This window comes from Tenacibaculum sp. MAR_2009_124 (assembly GCF_900105455.1).
Classification (GTDB): domain Bacteria; phylum Bacteroidota; class Bacteroidia; order Flavobacteriales; family Flavobacteriaceae; genus Polaribacter.
In genome coordinates, this window is sequence record NZ_FNSF01000001.1 from 1,511,510 (window position 1) to 1,528,621 (window position 17,112).

Consider the following 17,112-nt stretch of genomic DNA (forward strand, 5'->3'; position numbering starts at 1 on the left):
GTATTGTCAGGAAATTCGCAGCTTACATCCTCCGAAATAACCACTCAAGTAATTGCCCCAAACTTGGCATATTCTTTTTCTTTTTCAATAGCCCAAATGGCATTCCCATAATCAAAATGCCAATATTCTTTTACATCACAAACAAAATCTTCACTTTCAAACAAACCTATAAGTAATGCTCTATTCTTTTTAGCCTCCTCGTAAATTTCTGGGTGGTATGGATAACACATTTTTGACAATTCAATTTTTAATCCTTTATTAGTGCCAAAATCTAATACATTATCATTATCAATGTCATAAATTAAAGCGTCCACAGCACCACCTGTAGCATGCATTGATTCTCTCGAAAAAGCAATAAAATAATTAACAATCTCTTTAACCTCTTCTATAGTTTTTTCTGGGTGTTGTTTCTGAAAAAAATCAAAATTTATATTCCATAATAATTTCTGGTGATCAATAGACCTCCATGCTGAACGAATAATCAATATTTTATTTAACGCATCTAATCTCTTACTTATTCTTCCTATTTTTTCAAGAATATCTTCTCTAACAAGATATGTATAGTTAGGAAAAACTGAAGGTTCAAAAATCAAATTAAAATTTGTTTTCATTAAACTTATCAAAGGTGAATGGTTGTCTCTAACCCAAATAGAAGGAGTCAAAATTTTATTTCTTTTATCTTTTTCCTCCACCGCTTCACAATATGTTTTTACATCCATTTAAATGATTATGTTTTTAGTTATATATGAAGAGTTTAGGGCTCTTAACAATGCCATATACCTCAAAGAAAACTCTATTGTATCTCCAACTTTTAAATTTGACTTAGTGTTATCTATAACGATATGATCACTACTTGCCCCTAAAATTAATATATTCTCTCTAGGTATAATTCCTAAAACAGGAACATCTTGCCTACCAATGGCAAGGATACCTCTATTTATTAATCCCATATCTTTAAATTTTTCTATTTGACCATTAGCATTTTTATACACTTTTCCATAAGGTTTAGAGGGTTTAATTTTAGTCTCTATTATTTCTGCTACTAATGTAAACGCATCTGTAAAAAGGGTTGGGATTTTTTCTCTACAAAGTGACTCACGGCCCAAAAATATTGATTCTCCTAAACGTAAGTTATTAATTCTACCAATACTCTTTGAAGATTTAAACCAATTGTAATTTGCAGAATTTCCACCAGAAATTATTGTTAAGGTAATTTTAAATTTTTTTTCTAAACGAATAGCTATTGATGAAAGTTCATTCATCTTATCTATATCTGGGCTTATCCCTCCATAACAAGCAAAATTACTTCCTATCCCTATAAAATCAATCCCTTTTAAATCTAATACTTCTTTTACCGTACTATCTATATCTAAAGGCATAATTCCTTCTCGCAAATCCCCCAACTCTAACATAAGAATTACTTTATGAGTAATGCGACGTATTAAAGCGTATTTTGAAAGTTCTCTTAAAATACTCAATTCAGAGTTTAAACTAATATTTGCATATGTAACAATTTCCTCTACTTGGCTTAAAGATGGTGTTCTGAGCAATAAATATTCTGCTTGAACTCCTCCTTTAATCATTCTTATTATATTTTCAATTCGAGAATCTGCGAGGATTTCAATACCGTTATCTACTAAAACAGATGCTATTACAGGATTACCTTGAACAAGTTTTGTTACACCTATTATTTGAATTCCTTTAGCCCCATATATTTTTTTTAATTGTTTAGTGTTAAAAGCAATTTTTCGAATATCAATATCTATCCTTGGAGTTCTCAAACCAAGGCTAGATCTTTTTTTAAGTTTGGAAATTTTTTAGTCAATGCAATCACTAATTTATCACACCCATACATTAAAGTATCTGTTGTAGGAAGGCTATATTCTAATTCATATTCTTTAATAACGTTTTTAACCTCAATACCTGTCATATGCTCATGATTAATAGTAATAGCGATCACTTCGGTCTTAGAAAACACTTCTATCATTTCTATTTCACCTTCTAATCCTAACATTGGCGTTTTTGGAAAATCACAATAACTTTTGCGTCTTGGAGAGTGTTGAATAATGATTGCATCTGGCATTGCTCCTCGCATAATAGCACTTGACGAAGTAAATGCTGGGTGACTCAGAGCCCCTTGTCCTTCTACAATAATAATATCTGGTTTATCTTTTCTGTATGCATTTAAAATAGCATTCTCTACCTCACCTGATGCAAAACCTGATGTTAAAACATCAATCGCTATTCCATATTTTGAACCTTGCAATAATCCTGTTTGTCCAGTAGTTATAAATGACGCTTTAATTCCCTCTTTCCTTAAAGCTTCTACCAAAAGTAAGGCAGACGTTCGTTTGCCAACTGCGCAATCCGTTCCCATAACAATAACAACTGGAGTCTTTACTTTTTTTATTTCCCCTGTGAAACTATGAAGTTTCTCTCTTCTTGGCGGCTTCCTTACATCTTGAATAGTAACACTATGTTTAATTGCCATATTTGAAAATATGGTATTATCATTTAAAAATTCAGGTAAACCATTAACAATATTCATTCCTCTTTTAATAGCTGATAATATAACTTCCTTTTGGGAACCATCTAAAAAAGAAGTTATTGGTGCAATACCATATATAAAGTATCTAGGGACTCTATTTAACATATTTAACGCATCTTCAATATTCTTAAAAATTGGAATTTGATTTCTTATACCATCAAGACATTCTCCCGCATCTTGACCCGCTTTAGAACTATCTATGATTCCAACAATATTATATCTATTTGATTGACGAACTAAACCATTAGCTACTTTTCCATCTATCTTACCAAATTCGTTCTCACAATAAACTAATGCTTCAACTTTCATTTTTTATCTTTATATTAAACTACTACTTCATATGGTTTTAACTCTCTTTCAAAATAAACTAGCTCTTTACCCAATGGGTCATTTTTAATTGTACAATAGTAAATTTTTCGTGCATATATTCTTATTTCTAATAATATATGCGGTTTTGCTATTGCAAAAACAATATCACCTATTTTATATTTGTTTTTCATTCTATGTATTTTTAAATAATTTTAACTCTTATCTGGGACTATTTTTAAATTTCTTTTTTCAATTTTAGCTGCTTTTTTTTCTTTTAGAGTTCTTGAAGGGGGTGTTTTCCCCGATTTTCGTTTTGCTTGCTTCTCTTTGGACATCTGGATTATTTTTATGTTTTAATATTAAGTTTTGAATTCTTGTTTCATAAAAGATAGTTAGTCTTTCAAGTGATCTTTTACTTAAATTGCTGTTTTTTGGGATTTCATTCATATTAAAATATTTACTGAATAATTCCTTGAAAATATTGTATTACTCAAAGGTCTAGAAAATCCATACTAACTTTATTACATAAGTTTATTTAATCATTACATATATCACAGGTTTTCTAAATTCTCTTTTCGTTTCAATTGCATTTTTTTATAAAAAGAAGGGGAAAGTCCAGTTGATTTTTTAAATTGATTCGACAGGTGTGCCGCACTACTATAGTGAAGTTTATTCGCAATTTCACTTATATTCAATTCATCATATAGTAACAATTCTTTTATTTTCTCTACCTTATGATTAATTATATAATGCTGTATAGTTATCCCTTTAACTTCAGAAAAAGTATTTGCTAAGTATGTATAATCATAACCTAACTTATCGCTTATATAATCTGAATAATTAATTTTTGGAATTTCTTCAGAATGATGAATCATATTAATAATTACGACTTTTATCTTTTCTATTAAAATACTCCTCTTATCATCCAAAAGTTCTAATCCCCACTTTGATAATTTTATTTTTAATTGAATACGTTTTTCTTCTGAGATGTTCTCTAAAATTTCAACCATTCCGAGCTCTACTACAAAATAATTTAAATCTAATTTTTTTAGTTCCGCCTCTACCTGCATTTTACAACGCATACTTACCATATATTTTATATACAACTTCATTTTTTTTTATTTAAAACATATCTTATTTATTAAAAACTAAAACAAGACCTTTATATTTCATCTAATAAATCAAAGAGTTGAGAAGATAGTTAAAAACTATTCTTAAAACACTAGAAGCTTTGATTATTAAACATTTAACTAAAAAAAACTGTAAAGTGTATTTTAATATTAGAAGTACTATCTTTGTGAATTATTAATTTTCAAACAAATTATTACTATGTGGATTTATAACAAATATACTTTAGGCGATATAGTAGCGCATAGTAATTTTATAGACTTAGATTTCCAAGTTCTTAATATTTTAAGAACTGAGCCTGATACCAAAGGAAGATATTTATATCATTGCGTATTGGTAGATGGATATCCAGAAAAATTAGGTGAAGAGTCTAAATATTATGAACCTAATTTATCCCTAATAAGAAAAGCTACTCAAGAAGAATTAGAAATTCTTTTAAGTAGATCAATTTTCAACGAAGAGTATGAACTTTCTCAAAAATTAAAAGAAGTTATGAATAATTTTAATCCTTTTTTTAATTCCAAATAAGAACTTAATATTAACTCTTTTTAAAATAGCAAGTTATTTCAACTTCCTTTGTAAGCTTCCCTTATTTAGAACTGCTTAGTTTTCCAAAATTATATTATTTAAGTTGTAAACTGCATATATTACTAAAATAAACCTCCTACCCACGAATCAGGATGATGTGCTATATTTCGTACAATAGTTCTGTCTTTTGTAATATTCCAAACTAACAAGTCTTTCGCTAACGTTAAACGTCCCTTATAGTTTTCTCTTACACGATTATATGTATCCAAACTTGTATCAAAATCATTATAAAAATGATAAGCTACGGCATGTTTCGGATCATATTCACACATTAACTTTCCATAATCTTCAGGAGAGGTATGATATTCATGAATTTCATGTTGAACCTCAGATATTGCTCCGTCCGAATCGAAATGTGTAATAGCTGGTGTAAAACATTCATGAATAAGAATATCAGCATTTAAAAAATTAACTTTGAAACGCTCCAAATCACCTTCTAAAGGAGCTGTATCTCCAGAGAATACAAATTTTAAATCATTCCATTCTAAACTAAAACTTACAGCACCTGGAAGTGCATGAAATGCCGGCCAACTCTTTATTACAATACCATTGGCTTCATCTTTGTAAACCGTAACTTCTTCTGAATGATTAAATTCATAAACTCTAACGTTTAAACAATCTAAATCATAATTGTGTTCTTCAACTGTTGTATGTTCGGGGTCATACCAACTATTTAAGGGTTTTCCCTCTGGTGGTGTTTTCCCTATAAAAAAGTCTTCACGAGTCTTAACGTCCCATTTCATTGCTTTTAAAGCATGTTTAATTGCTTCATGAGTTCCCCATTCTTTTGTTTCTCCAGAAGGGCCCCATATCTCTATTCCAGATGTTCGTCCCTGTGAAACTCCTCCAACCCAATAAGGCCATAAGTCACCCCAATGGTCGGAATGCAAATGGCTTATAAAAGCCTTACGTACATTTTCATATGGAATTTGAAGTGCAGCATATTTAGCCATGCTTCCAGTGCCAAAATCAAATAAAAACCGTTCAGGCTCTTCTTGTGTTTTAGATGGTAACTCCAATAAAAAAGACGTTGAGGCTTGTGATTCTCGTAATGTTGGCATTCCTGTTCCTAATGATATCAATCGCATTTCATCGAAATTTAAAGGTTCAGTATTTGGATAGTAATGCACGCGTTTATTATCTAGACTTGTAGATTTTTCTAGAGACATAGTAAAAGTTTTTATGTTAAGTTTTGGTTCTTTAAATATAAACATTATCGCCTAAAAGCAAAATATATTCCTTACAACACTACTAGTTATAGTGCATCTATACTTTCATTATAAACAAGAAAATTTCAAAAGTGTAAAAAAATATTCCACTCGTTTGTAACATTTTTATAACTCTCGTATCCAAAGGGCAAATTAACACTAATAAAAATCGAGATTATGAGAACTTATCTAAATCTATTTGCTTTCATCGTTACCTTACTAATTTCTTTCATTTCTTTCGGACAAGAAAGATCCTACTCCTTCAAAATTGACAAAACAGGAAATGGAAAACAGACTGTTATTTTCATTCCAGGATTTGCTAGTTCCGCCGATGTTTGGAATGAAACCGTTTCTCAGTTTGATGAGAAGTTTACTTGTTATACTTTAACAATGGCAGGTTTTGCTGGCGTAAGACCTAAAGAAAACTCTTCTTTTAATACTTGGTCAAATGAAATTGCCAGATTTATCAAAAAAGAAAAAATTAACTCCCCTATCATTATTGGCCATAGCATGGGAGGAGGTTTGGCTTTAAATATTGCAAGTGATCATCCGAAATTGGTAAAGAAAATTCTTGTTATTGATGCCTTGCCCTGTTTAATGGCACTAACCAATCCTTCCTTTACTTCAAAAGATAATAATAACTGCTCTCCAATGATCAACCAAATTATGGCTATGTCTGATGAACAATTCGCTCAAATGCAAAAAGCTAGCGTAAAGACAATGACTACCAATGTAAATCAACAAAATACCATTGTACAATGGAGTCTTGATTCAGATAAAAAAACCTTCGCTAGTATGTATTGTGATTTCTTAAATATTGATTTAAGAAATAAAATTAAATCCATTGAGTGTCCTTCTTATATTCTATTACAATCGCATTTCAAAAATTTCAAAACACAGATAGGAAGTCAATATAAAAATTTAAAAACCGCTAATTTGGAATATGCCAATAAAGGGTTGCATTTTATTATGTATGACGATAAAGAGTGGTATTTTAACCAATTAAAGGAAAACATACTTAGCGAATAATGGTTTTTGAAGATATATATAATTCTTATTGGCAGAAAATATTTCGTGTATGCATGGGATACGTCAATGATCATGCAAAAGCACAAGATTTGACACAAGATATTTTTGTTATCGTTTGGAAAAATTTACCTACGTTTAGAAAAGAATCGAATATAGGAACATGGATTTTTAGAATAGCAACCAATTATTGTTTACGTCAAATAGAAAAAGATAAACGCATTAAAAAATCTGAGCTACCTTTAAATATAAAAGAAGATAACGAGATTTCAATTGAAGGTCAAATTAAACAATTGTACCAATATATTTCGAGCTTATCAGAAATAGAAAGAATTATTATCTCTTTAGAATTAGAAGATATTAATCAAGCTCAAATTGCAGAAATCGTTGGAATCACACCTCAAAATGTGAGAGTAAAGATTCATAGAATAAAACAAAAGTTAACGCAAAAATTTAAAGAAAATGCCGACTGATCATATTGACTTAAAAAATATTTGGAAACAGCAGAAGGCGGAAGCTCCAGATATAAAGGAATTGACCAATAAAATCAAAAAGATGAGTAGAAAAAATAGGTTAAAAATAATAGCTACCAATGCCCTATTTACACTAACCATTTTATTTATTGTTGGTATCTGGTATTTCTATAACCCGAAATTAATCACATCTAAAATCGGAATGATCCTCACGATACTTTCTATGATTTTCTTTGTGCTATATTATAATAAGCTATTCACTATGTATAAAAAGCTAAACGATTTCGAAAAAAATAAAGAATATCTACAAAACTTGATTCGAATTAAAAAACAACAAAAAGAACTTCAAACCAAAATCATGGGTATTTACTATATCCTACTATCGTTAGGCCTTGCATTATATATGTACGAATACATAGTAAAAATGACTCTTTGGTTAGGTATTGTTTGCAGTACACTCACGATAATATGGGTAGCTTTTAATTGGTTTTACCTTAGGCCTAAAATTGCGAAAAAAGAACAACAAAAACTTGATATTATTATTGATCAATACGAGAAAGTTAATCTTGATTTAGCGGATTAACTTACTAATAGTAATAAAGCAAAAAGTCAGCTGTTATAGCTGACTTTTGTCTAAATAAGTACCCCTACTTAATCAGATCCCCTAAATAATTATTTTTTATGTGTTTTAAAATTTATCCTTACCTCTCAATTCCTATTTGCCAAAGCTTAATAATTCCAATCTCCCTTTCTCTAAATCGAATTCAGATAACTGAATGTTATAAAAATTTAAAATCTTTAAACTAAAGAGATTAATTATGTCTATTGCACCAAGGAAATTGTTGTTGACATAAAATTTCTCTAGCAACCCACTATCAGAAAAATTTAAATCTGATAATCTATCATTGCTAGAGCTTTGAGTAGTTAGTTCTTTATTACTTAAATCAACACTCGAAAGATTTGTATCATTACATGGTAAATACCATGCTTCTGTAAAATCCTCCATTCCAGTCAAATCATCAATTTCATTATTCTGGAAAACAATTTCCTCGGATGCATCAACTAATGCTAAATATATATAAACGTCATCTTCATAATTTGTCAAATAACTTACTTCTGGATCATCAACAGAAATAAATTTCAAGTTCGGGTTGTCTGTTGTACTTAGTTCTGTATTTGAACTACTATTTCCTGTTATTTGATAGAGCGCTTCTAATTCTTCTTCTTGATTTTCAGAACTTTCAAAAAACAAATTCTTAGTTATCTCTAATTCAGCTATTTGATTTTCATATGTATATATGTCAATTAGTTTTGTGTTTCGAAAAAGCCTAGTAATATCAATATCCCGATTCGATGAGAAGAAACTTCTATTAAAGTCTGAACTTTTTATAGAATTACTCATATGTCGATCGACTAGTTTCACTTCTTTACTTAAATCTAGACTGGTCAATTCGTATGGATCAACTTTTGTACAATCCAACTTTACATTAGTAGCTGAATCTAAGTTAACCTTTACGTTATTGACGCAGTCTAGCCAATCTAAGTGTAAAAGGGGGGAGATATCTATTCTTGTTAGTGACATGTCACAACAAGACAGCGTTTCAAGTTTAGTATTGTTATTAAAGATATTATAAACATCACTATTCGTCATTCCAATACCTCCGAAGTAAGCCTCGAAATTATTATTAGGAATGTATGTTACTTGTGCATATAAAACATAATTATATGCTAAAATAACAAGTAAGAATAGTTTAGTTTTCATCAACTTTTAGTTTTATGAATTACGGGTCAAAAAAACTAAAATACCATTAAAATAAAGGCGATTTATGTCGGACAAAAAACGGACAAAAACACAGAGTACTGATAAACAAACACTTAAAAAACCTTCTTTAAGAAGCTTCTAAAAATTCTAAAATTGAATGTCCTTTAGGTGCATTGATTTTTTTACGTAATCGAGATCTACTTCTTGTTACACTATCGTGAGAAATTGCCAGCATACTTGCTATTTCTTTTGTATCTAAATACAGTTTTTCCATAGCAACTAATCGCTCTTCAGATTTTGTTAGATCGAATCCTTTTCTTTTTATTTCTATAAAAAAGTTTGGGTAAACGTTTTTAAATTTTTCTTTAAACTTGTACCAATCATCATTCGTTAAAATCTTAACTGAAGTCAAATCTTGAAGCTTTTCTATAGAGTTTTGTTCACCAATCTCTTCTTTTAATTTTTCTATTTCTTTGGTTAAAGATTCTTGCGTCAAACTCTTTTCAATCAATAACTGCGTAAAGTCATCTAACTCCTTTTTATTTCTTGCTATTTTTTTAGTTAAAGCTCTTCTCTTTTGTCTTCCATTTTTCCAGATATAATAAGATATTGTTCCAGATACAAATAAAATAGAAATCAATACAACCCATAAAATATTTCGTTTACTTTTTGAAAGCTCTTTATCCCTCTCTAATAATTGAATTGCTAGTTCTTTTTTCGAAATTTCATAATCCTTTCGTTCTGCTTCAAATTGAGATTGATAAAACAAAAAAGCATTTGTTTTTCTTTCATTGTACAAAGAGTCCTTTGCTTTTAAATGATCCGATAAGTACAGATAGGCTTTCGAATAGTTCTTCCTTTGAGCATACACCTCAGCAATTTGTTTCTCAGCATCTATATATGTCTTTACATCGTGAATTTGTCCTTTCTTTGCTAATAACTGCTTCAAAAGCGCTTCTGCTTTTACATAATCTCCTAACTTACCATAATAATTGGCTTTATGACGCATTACATAAGAATCGTAAAATTCTGGAGAGTTTGTTAGCTTTCTACAATCCTCAAGTAGTTTTAAATGTTTCGTCGCACTAACCAAATCATCAATCTCCAAATAATATCTAAGTCTATAAATTTGAGCGAAAGTTCTTACATGTGCTTGCTTAAACTTATTGGAAATGCGTTCAGCAAAATAAAGCGACGAATCAATATACTTATTGGATTTATCTAATTCCTTCTTTAAGTAATAGTTTCCTGAAATTTGCGCGTAAATCGAACTAATCAATGAAAAGTTATCTGTTTTTAAAATCTCCTTTAAAACTCTTTTCTTTTCGTAAATTGCTTTGTCATAAAATCCATTCATTTCATAAATACCAGCTAAATCAGTTAGTGCAGAATTTGCATATCTTTTATCTCCAAGCAAATCATAAAGTTTATAAGCCGTTTCAAAACGATTTACAGCCTCTAAAAATTCTTTTAAATTCATAAAAGCATGCCCTGCAAAAAAACGAGCATCCGCAACATAAATTGAATCACCACTTTCCATGAATAATTCCGCCGATCGATCGTAATCTTTAACTGCCTCCTGCGGCATTTGTTTATTGAAGTAAGCTCCGCCCCTTTTTAATAATAAATGTCCTTCTGAATTTTTCTTTTTAAACTTAGGCTTATACTTCAACATTTCTTCGACAACATAAATAGTCGAATCTGGTTGCCCATTGTATATATATAGCTGCGCTATAAATCTACTTTTAGAAGCTGCTAAATCAAAGTGTTTTAATCCCTTTGCCAAATCAACATAGCTTTCAAGATATATTCTTTGATCCGGGTGATTTGAACGGATCATTTCTTTGGTTAAAGTATCAAGAACCTTTAACCTTAATTCGTCCTCATTAATTTTCACAAGCTTTTCTTGTAAAGAATCAATTTTTGTCTGAGATATGCCAGGAAATATGACACCTAATAACAGCAGCAAGAAGGGAAATACTTTTGTCATAAGAGTAATAGTTTTTCTATACTTCGTTTGTTTGGTTCGGCTGGCAAAAGTAAAAAAATATTAAAATCAATTTTTAACTTATTGATTAATAATCAGAAAATATCAAATCGATTCCGTTTACATGAAATCATTTAAAATGAGTTGAAAAAACAACTAGTTAACTGAAAGATTAACAAGAATAAGAGTAAGTATTTATTATCTTTAAATACCTGAACAGAAATTAAAGTAAAGCTATAGATTTAAAAGAATGAATATTTTATTAAAGGATCGAAATAAAACATTAGAATTATTCAAAACAAATAAACTTGTTTTGATTCTTTTTGGGGTCTTTGTTTCTATAATAGCTTTGACAATTTTTCAGGATTTCTTGATTTCAAACAGAAAAAATCGCCCTTTCAACTTCAGTGAATCATTACTTTTTAAAACCATATGGTTTTTATTCATTCCTATAGTCTCGTTTTTATATTATCTCTTAAAAAAAGAAGCTATCATTGGTTATGGTAAAACAATTCTATTTATTGCTGTTCCTGTTTTGCTTCACTTAATACTTATACCTGTTGTTTCTTTAATTATTTCTATAATATTTTATGATGGGCGTTTCGCTTTTTATAAATTCTTGTCCTATAGTTTTGGCCATGACTTTTATAAACTGATTATTATTTACACTCTATTTGTTCTTGGTTACCGATATTGGTACCCTTTAATGAATAGAGCCAATAATACTGAGGATAATCCCATTGTAAAAACGATTGTTGTTAGTAATGGAAAAAGAAATACGCTAATTAAAGTTCAAGATATTATTCAAATAACTGCTTCTACGCCCTATGTTTTAATTCATTTAGAAAATAAAAGATATTTACACACAGAAACTTTAAAATCTTTATCTTTTAAATTAAAAAAGCAAGTTTTTTTTAGAGTCCATAAATCTACTATTCTTAACTTATCGAAGATAGTTTCTTATAAATCTCGTTTAAATGGAGACTATGATATTAAACTAAATAATGGTAATACTGTAAGGCTAAGCAGAACTTATTCTAGCGAGTTCAAAAAAGCTTTTAGAAAAAAGTAGCGGGTTAGCATATAATATCATCGTCTTAGCTTATTAAATTATAAATCAGAATTTCTCCACCATACATTCGCTATAATACTAATTTATTATCAGCAAATTATGAATATTAAAATGATTCGAACTCGACTCTTCTGTTTGGCTATTTCAATTCTTACAATTTCTTGTAGAGCACAACAATCAAAAACAATTGGTGGAGCCTGTCAAGGGTGTGAAGCTATTCACGAATACGAAAATAAAAAATTATCACCAGTAGATACTTTACCTGGCTTTTATAACAATACCCCTAGATTAAAAATATCAGGAACTGTTTTTAAAAAAGATGGAGAAACTTTCGCAGAAAATGTTATTCTTTACATTTATCACACCAACAGGCATGGAATTTATGAAAAGAAAGAAAAGGAAAGTGGTTGGGGTAAAATACATGGTTACAACAGAGGTTGGATTAAGACAGGTAAGAATGGGAATTATACTTTTTATACCTTTAAACCCGCTGCGTATCCCAATAGATCCGAACCCGAACATATTCATTTAATTGTAAAAGAGCCCCATATAAACGAATATTACCTCGACAGTTATTTCTTTTTAGATGACCCATTACTAACGCCAAATAAAAAAGAAAAACTTACTAATAGAGGTGGATCGGGTATTACAAAACCAACAATTAACAATGGTATTTTATCTATTAAACGAGATATTATCTTAGGAAGGAATATTCCGAATTATAAATAACTTGAGAGTTTAAGAAATCATCGTTTTAGTAGAATTATAGTATCTTTCGAGAAAAATTAAATACCTCTATCTACTATTACAAAATGAATAAAAAAATTAATTGGGGAATTTTAGGCCTAGGAAAAATTGCCAATAAGTTCGCAAATGACCTTTTATTATCTAATAATGCGAACTTACATGCTGTTGCTTCAAGAAGTTTTGAGAAAGCCAAAGAGTTTGCTAAAACTTATAATGCAAATAAAAGTTACGATAATTATACTGAATTAGTGGAAGATCCAGAAATTGATATTGTATATATTGCAACACCTCATCCATTTCACTTTGATAACACTATGCTTTGTTTGCTAAATAATAAAGCTGTCTTATGTGAAAAACCAATGGGGATGGATTCCAGTCAGGTTACATTAATGATTAAAGAAGCGCAATCCAGAAACTTGTTTTTAATGGAAGGATTATGGACTCGATTTATCCCGGCAACTGAAAAGTTACTTGAAATTATTAATAGTGGAAAAATTGGTGATATAGAATTTGTAAGAGCCGATTTTGGGTTTAAAGGTGACCTTAATTTAAAAAGTAGGCTTTATGACAAAAAATTAGGTGGAGGTTCTCTACTCGATATTGGCATCTACCCTATTTATTTAAGTTTGCTTTTGCTTGGAATACCCGATCAAATTAAAGCTATTGCTTCAATGACAGAAACCGAGGTTGATAGTTCTTGTTCAATTCTATTTAATTATAGTGAAGGAGTAATAGCAAATTTAGACTCAACTATTGAATCTGACACGGCGACCGAAGCTTTTATATATGGTAGTAAAGGGGCAATAAGGATACACCAGCGTTTTCATCATGCTAATAAACTCACCATTTCTATTAATGGAAATCAAGAAGTTTTAGATATTCCTTATCATGGAAATGGTTATTTATATGAAATAGAGGAAGCTAATAATTGTTTGTTATCGGGTAACACAGAAAGTAGTAAGCACTCGCTAAAAAATAGCCTCGACTTAATATCTGTGATTGATAAAGTAAAAGACCAAATAGGATTATCATATTAACAAAGAAGACTAACTCATTATTTGAGTTAGTCTTATTGTTTAAAGTCATTTAGTTTTAACTATAAACTATTACGAGAAAAGAAAATTCTTTATACTAATGGCTTACCTTTTAACCTAGACTCTATTCTCTTCTTTTTGCTTGTTATCCTCTTCATAATATCCATCAAATTAGAGTCTTTTGTTTTTTTTGTAAATTTCATTAAGCGCCAATATCAGTCTTTTTGCTTCCCTTGAAGCAACAACTCTGTCGCTAGTAGACATGTTTTTCATTTTTGCTTGTTCAAAAGCTAGGGCTTCGTTAAGTATATCCATAACTATTATTGTTTAACGTTGTGTAAATATAATTAAACGTTATATTTCTTCATAATATTGCAAATCACATTTATCTATCATATTATAATTAGTATTTATAGAAAATTGGTCGGAAAATCACAACAAAACTTTCATTTCTCCTTTAAAAAGTGAAAATTATTCAATAGAATGAAAAAATATTGAAATTAAAAATGTCAAACACATAAAATGTTATTATGAACAATGCTTATTTTTGTAAAAAAATTAAAAAGTAAATTATGTTTTCATTTTTCAAAAAAAAATCGAAGAAAGAGCAATTACAAGCGAAATACGAAAAACTGCTTGGAGAGGCTCATAAATTATCCACAGTTAATAGAAAATTAAGCGATGAAAAAGTATATGAAGCGGATCAAATTCTTAAAGAAATAGAATCTTTGCCTTAAAAAACTCTTTGTATTTTCACGGTTCAGCCAACAACTAAATTAGGAAAAACTCTACTAGTTATTATAAACACTAAATTGATTTTTAAAAAAATAGGCAACCTTGATTAAAAATTAATCTCTTATGTTTTTACAGTAGTTTTATTCAGACCTATGATTTGGTTAATTCCCATATATAAAACAATTAAGGCTATGATAACAATACTTGTAATTCCAATTTTTGTAATTGCAAATGGGTTAAGTATAATTAATACTATACTCGCTAAAACCCAAACAAAATCCTGAATTATGATCCATACTACAGCCAATCTTCTTTGCTTTTTTATTTCATACCAAATGGTTAACGCAAAGTAAATTAATACGATTCCTATGATCCAGAAAGCTGTATGATCAATAAAACCAAATATTTTTGAAATTCGGTGACTTAATAAAATCAATATTAGACCAGACATAGAGGAGAATAATGCATTTATTTTTAATGCTTTTTGTAAATCATTCATTTGATAAAGTTTTATTTCAAATTTCAGTAAATGAATTTTAATCTCTCTTGACAAATGGTAATTAATTCATTTTTCTTAATCTACTTAATGACTCTGGAGTTATCCCTAACATTGAAGCTATATATTGCAACGGAACATTTTTAAAAAGATTCGGTTTTTCCTTAAGTAAACTATGAAACCTCTGTTTGGCCGTAGTATGCAATTGAGAAAACATTTTCTTTTCTAAAATAGCATAAGAATTCGCTAATAAAATATTATCAAATTCCAACCATTTAGGTTCAGTTTTACCAAGTTTAAAATGATCTTCTCGACAAATTACATAAAGTTTGCAGTCCGTTATTGCCTGTATATTCCAATTGTTACTTGTTTTAAAAATAAAGCTTGAGAGAGACGTTATAAAACTACCATCATTACCAATCCATAATGTTACTTCTTTCCCATCTACGATATTATATATATCGCATGTAACCAGATTCTATAAATCCCATCTTCCTACAAACTTTTCCAGCTTCAACAAAGAAATTTCCTTTTGTAATTTCAATCGGTTCAAAAACTGAAAGAATGTTATCTATTGTATCTCTTTTTATAGAAACTTGATTTAAAATACAGTTTTCTAATTTTTTCATTTTTTATTTCTTTAACGCCATAACCAAGAAACGTGAATTTATATTATGTATTCTTCATAAATATACCCAAACTTTTGAAACCTTAGAGATTTTTAAAAGTCTTTGTATATGTAACATTTATCTATCCATGTTTTTATTTAACCCAAATTAATGCATTTCAAAATTCGGATATCTCGTAGTTTTTAAAAATTAAAGTATCCACCTAATTTCGATCAATATTTATGTATGCACTTAAACCTTAACCCAGTATAATAGTCTTATATTTATATAACATAACAATTAACATGAAAAAAATACTCCTCCCCTTAACTCTATTATTATTAATTGCTTGTAGTAATAATAATTCTCCCTCTCTTGATATACCTAATAATGGTAATCCAATTGTTAAAAGTAACGCCACTTATAACGTAATATTTGAAGAAAACATTAAATATGCAGAAGGTTTAAGTCATAACAATGTCAATAGTTCAGATGCTTCCATTATGCCTTTGTATTTAGACATTTATACTCCAAACAATACGATTGAAAATAGACCTCTGTTTATGTTTATCCATGGTGGTGGATTTTCAGGTGGCTCAAAGCAAAGTGAACAAATCATAAACATGGGTAATTATTACGCTTCGAGAGGTTGGGTATTTGTTTCTATTGACTATAGATTAAAAAATGACAAAGGAACTGTTCCTCAAGAATGGGTCGATTATTCATCTTTAACTCCCTCAGGAGATCCTACTCAATTTTTAGCGATGTATCCTGCCCATAGAGACGCCAAAGCTGCTTTACGTTGGATAATGGCGAATAAAGAGGTTTACAAAGTTAATCCAAACCATGTTACCGTTGGTGGTGGATCAGCAGGAGCCGTTACAGCAATTACACTCGGAGTCTCTAACTTAGAAGACTATACCAATGAAATTTCTATTATACAAGACCCAACACTTGATAGCACACATTTAGATCAAACCTATGAAATACATACTATTATTGATTTTTGGGGCTCAAAAGTTGCTGTTGATGTTTTAGATATAATATATAATCATCAACGATTTACTACTAATAATCCTCCTTTATTAATAGCACATGGCACGGAAGACACCACAGTTTTATTCAGTAACGCTATAGATTTAAAAACTATTTACGATGAGCATCAAATTCCTTTAGCATACTATCCATTAGAAGGAAAAGGTCATGGTCCATGGGGAGCTACTGTCAATGGCAAACGATTGGAAGAATTAGCCTTTGATTTTATCGTAGAACAGCAAGATTTAATGGTTGAATAGTTATCAAATTTCCAATAAAGGTATTTTGTTACCAAAGTTTTGTAACCAAAAAAAATCATGTATTTTTAGTTATCCTCCCCAATGGTAAACCGAAAC

At 29.6% G+C, this 17,112-nt stretch carries 20 protein-coding genes and 1 pseudogene; 9 read left to right on the top strand and 12 right to left on the bottom strand.

What is annotated here, in order from left to right; genetic code table 11:
- Window positions 1-44 precede the first annotated feature (44 nt).
- The 5 genes from BLW23_RS05670 to BLW23_RS05690 form a co-directional block, all read right to left on the bottom strand.
- Window positions 45-719 carry a M15 family metallopeptidase gene (locus BLW23_RS05670; RefSeq protein WP_093668240.1) on the bottom strand — a complete coding sequence of 225 codons (675 nt, stop codon included), beginning with the start codon at window positions 717-719 and terminating at the stop codon, window positions 45-47.
- Window positions 720-1,781, bottom strand: a complete 1,062-nt coding sequence (locus tag BLW23_RS05675; RefSeq protein WP_093668241.1) for an alanine/ornithine racemase family PLP-dependent enzyme — start codon at window positions 1,779-1,781, stop codon at window positions 720-722. It abuts the gene before it with no gap.
- Complete coding sequence (locus BLW23_RS05680) at window positions 1,778-2,857, bottom strand: DUF1611 domain-containing protein (RefSeq protein ID WP_093668242.1); 1,080 nt, start codon at window positions 2,855-2,857, stop codon at window positions 1,778-1,780. Before BLW23_RS05680 ends, BLW23_RS05675 begins: the two co-directional genes overlap by 4 nt.
- A 14-nt stretch (window positions 2,858-2,871) precedes the next feature.
- Entirely contained in the window at window positions 2,872-3,048 is a 177-nt protein-coding gene (locus BLW23_RS23150) for a hypothetical protein (protein WP_176829757.1), read from the bottom strand.
- Window positions 3,049-3,408: 360 nt separating this feature from the next.
- Window positions 3,409-3,969, bottom strand: a complete 561-nt coding sequence (locus tag BLW23_RS05690) for a helix-turn-helix domain-containing protein (protein ID WP_093668244.1) — start codon at window positions 3,967-3,969, stop codon at window positions 3,409-3,411.
- Between the two features lie 217 nt (window positions 3,970-4,186).
- Here BLW23_RS05690 and BLW23_RS05695 point away from each other — a divergent pair, with 217 nt between their 5' ends.
- The gene (locus tag BLW23_RS05695) at window positions 4,187-4,513 is read left to right on the top strand and encodes a hypothetical protein (protein ID WP_093668245.1); all 327 of its coding nucleotides are present in this window, start codon (window positions 4,187-4,189) and stop codon (window positions 4,511-4,513) included.
- Between the two features lie 122 nt (window positions 4,514-4,635).
- Here BLW23_RS05695 and BLW23_RS05700 read toward each other — a convergent pair whose 3' ends face one another.
- Entirely contained in the window at window positions 4,636-5,742 is a 1,107-nt protein-coding gene (locus tag BLW23_RS05700) for an MBL fold metallo-hydrolase (RefSeq protein WP_176829758.1), read from the bottom strand.
- A 216-nt stretch (window positions 5,743-5,958) separates the two neighbouring features.
- On the opposite strand from BLW23_RS05700, the gene BLW23_RS05705 reads away from it, so the two are divergent.
- The 3 genes from BLW23_RS05705 to BLW23_RS05715 are packed head-to-tail and all read left to right on the top strand — an operon-like array spanning window position 5,959 to window position 7,863.
- Window positions 5,959-6,810 carry an alpha/beta hydrolase gene (locus BLW23_RS05705; protein WP_093668247.1) on the top strand — a complete coding sequence of 284 codons (852 nt, stop codon included), beginning with the start codon at window positions 5,959-5,961 and terminating at the stop codon, window positions 6,808-6,810.
- Window positions 6,810-7,280: an RNA polymerase sigma factor gene (locus tag BLW23_RS05710; RefSeq protein WP_093668248.1), complete on the top strand. Its 471-nt coding sequence runs from the start codon at window positions 6,810-6,812 to the stop codon at window positions 7,278-7,280. Before BLW23_RS05705 ends, BLW23_RS05710 begins: the two co-directional genes overlap by 1 nt.
- The gene (locus tag BLW23_RS05715) at window positions 7,270-7,863 is read left to right on the top strand and encodes a hypothetical protein (protein WP_093668249.1); all 594 of its coding nucleotides are present in this window, start codon (window positions 7,270-7,272) and stop codon (window positions 7,861-7,863) included. Before BLW23_RS05710 ends, BLW23_RS05715 begins: the two co-directional genes overlap by 11 nt.
- A 132-nt stretch (window positions 7,864-7,995) precedes the next feature.
- Here BLW23_RS05715 and BLW23_RS05720 read toward each other — a convergent pair whose 3' ends face one another.
- Both BLW23_RS05720 and BLW23_RS05725 read right to left on the bottom strand, forming a co-directional pair.
- The gene (locus BLW23_RS05720) at window positions 7,996-9,042 is read right to left on the bottom strand and encodes a hypothetical protein (RefSeq protein ID WP_093668250.1); all 1,047 of its coding nucleotides are present in this window, start codon (window positions 9,040-9,042) and stop codon (window positions 7,996-7,998) included.
- Window positions 9,043-9,169: 127 nt separating this feature from the next.
- Window positions 9,170-11,032, bottom strand: a complete 1,863-nt coding sequence (locus tag BLW23_RS05725) for a tetratricopeptide repeat protein (RefSeq protein WP_093668251.1) — start codon at window positions 11,030-11,032, stop codon at window positions 9,170-9,172.
- Window positions 11,033-11,279: 247 nt separating this feature from the next.
- Here BLW23_RS05725 and BLW23_RS05730 point away from each other — a divergent pair, with 247 nt between their 5' ends.
- The 3 genes from BLW23_RS05730 to BLW23_RS05740 all read left to right on the top strand — a co-directional run bounded on the left by BLW23_RS05730 (window position 11,280) and on the right by BLW23_RS05740 (window position 13,885).
- The gene (locus tag BLW23_RS05730; RefSeq protein WP_093668252.1) at window positions 11,280-12,101 is read left to right on the top strand and encodes a LytR/AlgR family response regulator transcription factor; all 822 of its coding nucleotides are present in this window, start codon (window positions 11,280-11,282) and stop codon (window positions 12,099-12,101) included.
- Between the two features lie 99 nt (window positions 12,102-12,200).
- Window positions 12,201-12,830, top strand: a complete 630-nt coding sequence (locus BLW23_RS05735) for a dioxygenase family protein (RefSeq protein WP_255362741.1) — start codon at window positions 12,201-12,203, stop codon at window positions 12,828-12,830.
- A gap of 83 nt (window positions 12,831-12,913) precedes the next feature.
- Complete coding sequence (locus tag BLW23_RS05740) at window positions 12,914-13,885, top strand: Gfo/Idh/MocA family protein (RefSeq protein ID WP_093668253.1); 972 nt, start codon at window positions 12,914-12,916, stop codon at window positions 13,883-13,885.
- A gap of 89 nt (window positions 13,886-13,974) precedes the next feature.
- Here BLW23_RS05740 and BLW23_RS05745 read toward each other — a convergent pair.
- Window positions 13,975-14,197, bottom strand: a pseudogene (locus BLW23_RS05745) (hypothetical protein).
- Between the two features lie 257 nt (window positions 14,198-14,454).
- Here BLW23_RS05745 and BLW23_RS23025 point away from each other — a divergent pair.
- Entirely contained in the window at window positions 14,455-14,619 is a 165-nt protein-coding gene (locus BLW23_RS23025; protein ID WP_143032116.1) for a Lacal_2735 family protein, read from the top strand.
- A 119-nt stretch (window positions 14,620-14,738) separates the two neighbouring features.
- On the opposite strand, the gene BLW23_RS05750 is transcribed toward BLW23_RS23025, so the two are convergent.
- From BLW23_RS05750 to BLW23_RS23155, 3 genes are all read right to left on the bottom strand, one after another.
- On the bottom strand, window positions 14,739-15,116 hold the full coding sequence (locus BLW23_RS05750) for a hypothetical protein (RefSeq protein WP_093668254.1): 378 nt from the start codon (window positions 15,114-15,116) through the stop codon (window positions 14,739-14,741).
- 61 nt (window positions 15,117-15,177) lie between these two features.
- Complete coding sequence (locus tag BLW23_RS05755; RefSeq protein ID WP_093668255.1) at window positions 15,178-15,384, bottom strand: cyclic nucleotide-binding domain-containing protein; 207 nt, start codon at window positions 15,382-15,384, stop codon at window positions 15,178-15,180.
- 181 nt (window positions 15,385-15,565) lie between these two features.
- Window positions 15,566-15,742, bottom strand: a complete 177-nt coding sequence (locus BLW23_RS23155) for a hypothetical protein (RefSeq protein WP_176829759.1) — start codon at window positions 15,740-15,742, stop codon at window positions 15,566-15,568.
- Window positions 15,743-16,026: 284 nt separating this feature from the next.
- On the opposite strand from BLW23_RS23155, the gene BLW23_RS05760 reads away from it, so the two are divergent.
- Window positions 16,027-17,016: an alpha/beta hydrolase gene (locus BLW23_RS05760; RefSeq protein WP_093668256.1), complete on the top strand. Its 990-nt coding sequence runs from the start codon at window positions 16,027-16,029 to the stop codon at window positions 17,014-17,016.
- The last annotated feature ends 96 nt before the right edge of the window (window positions 17,017-17,112 follow it).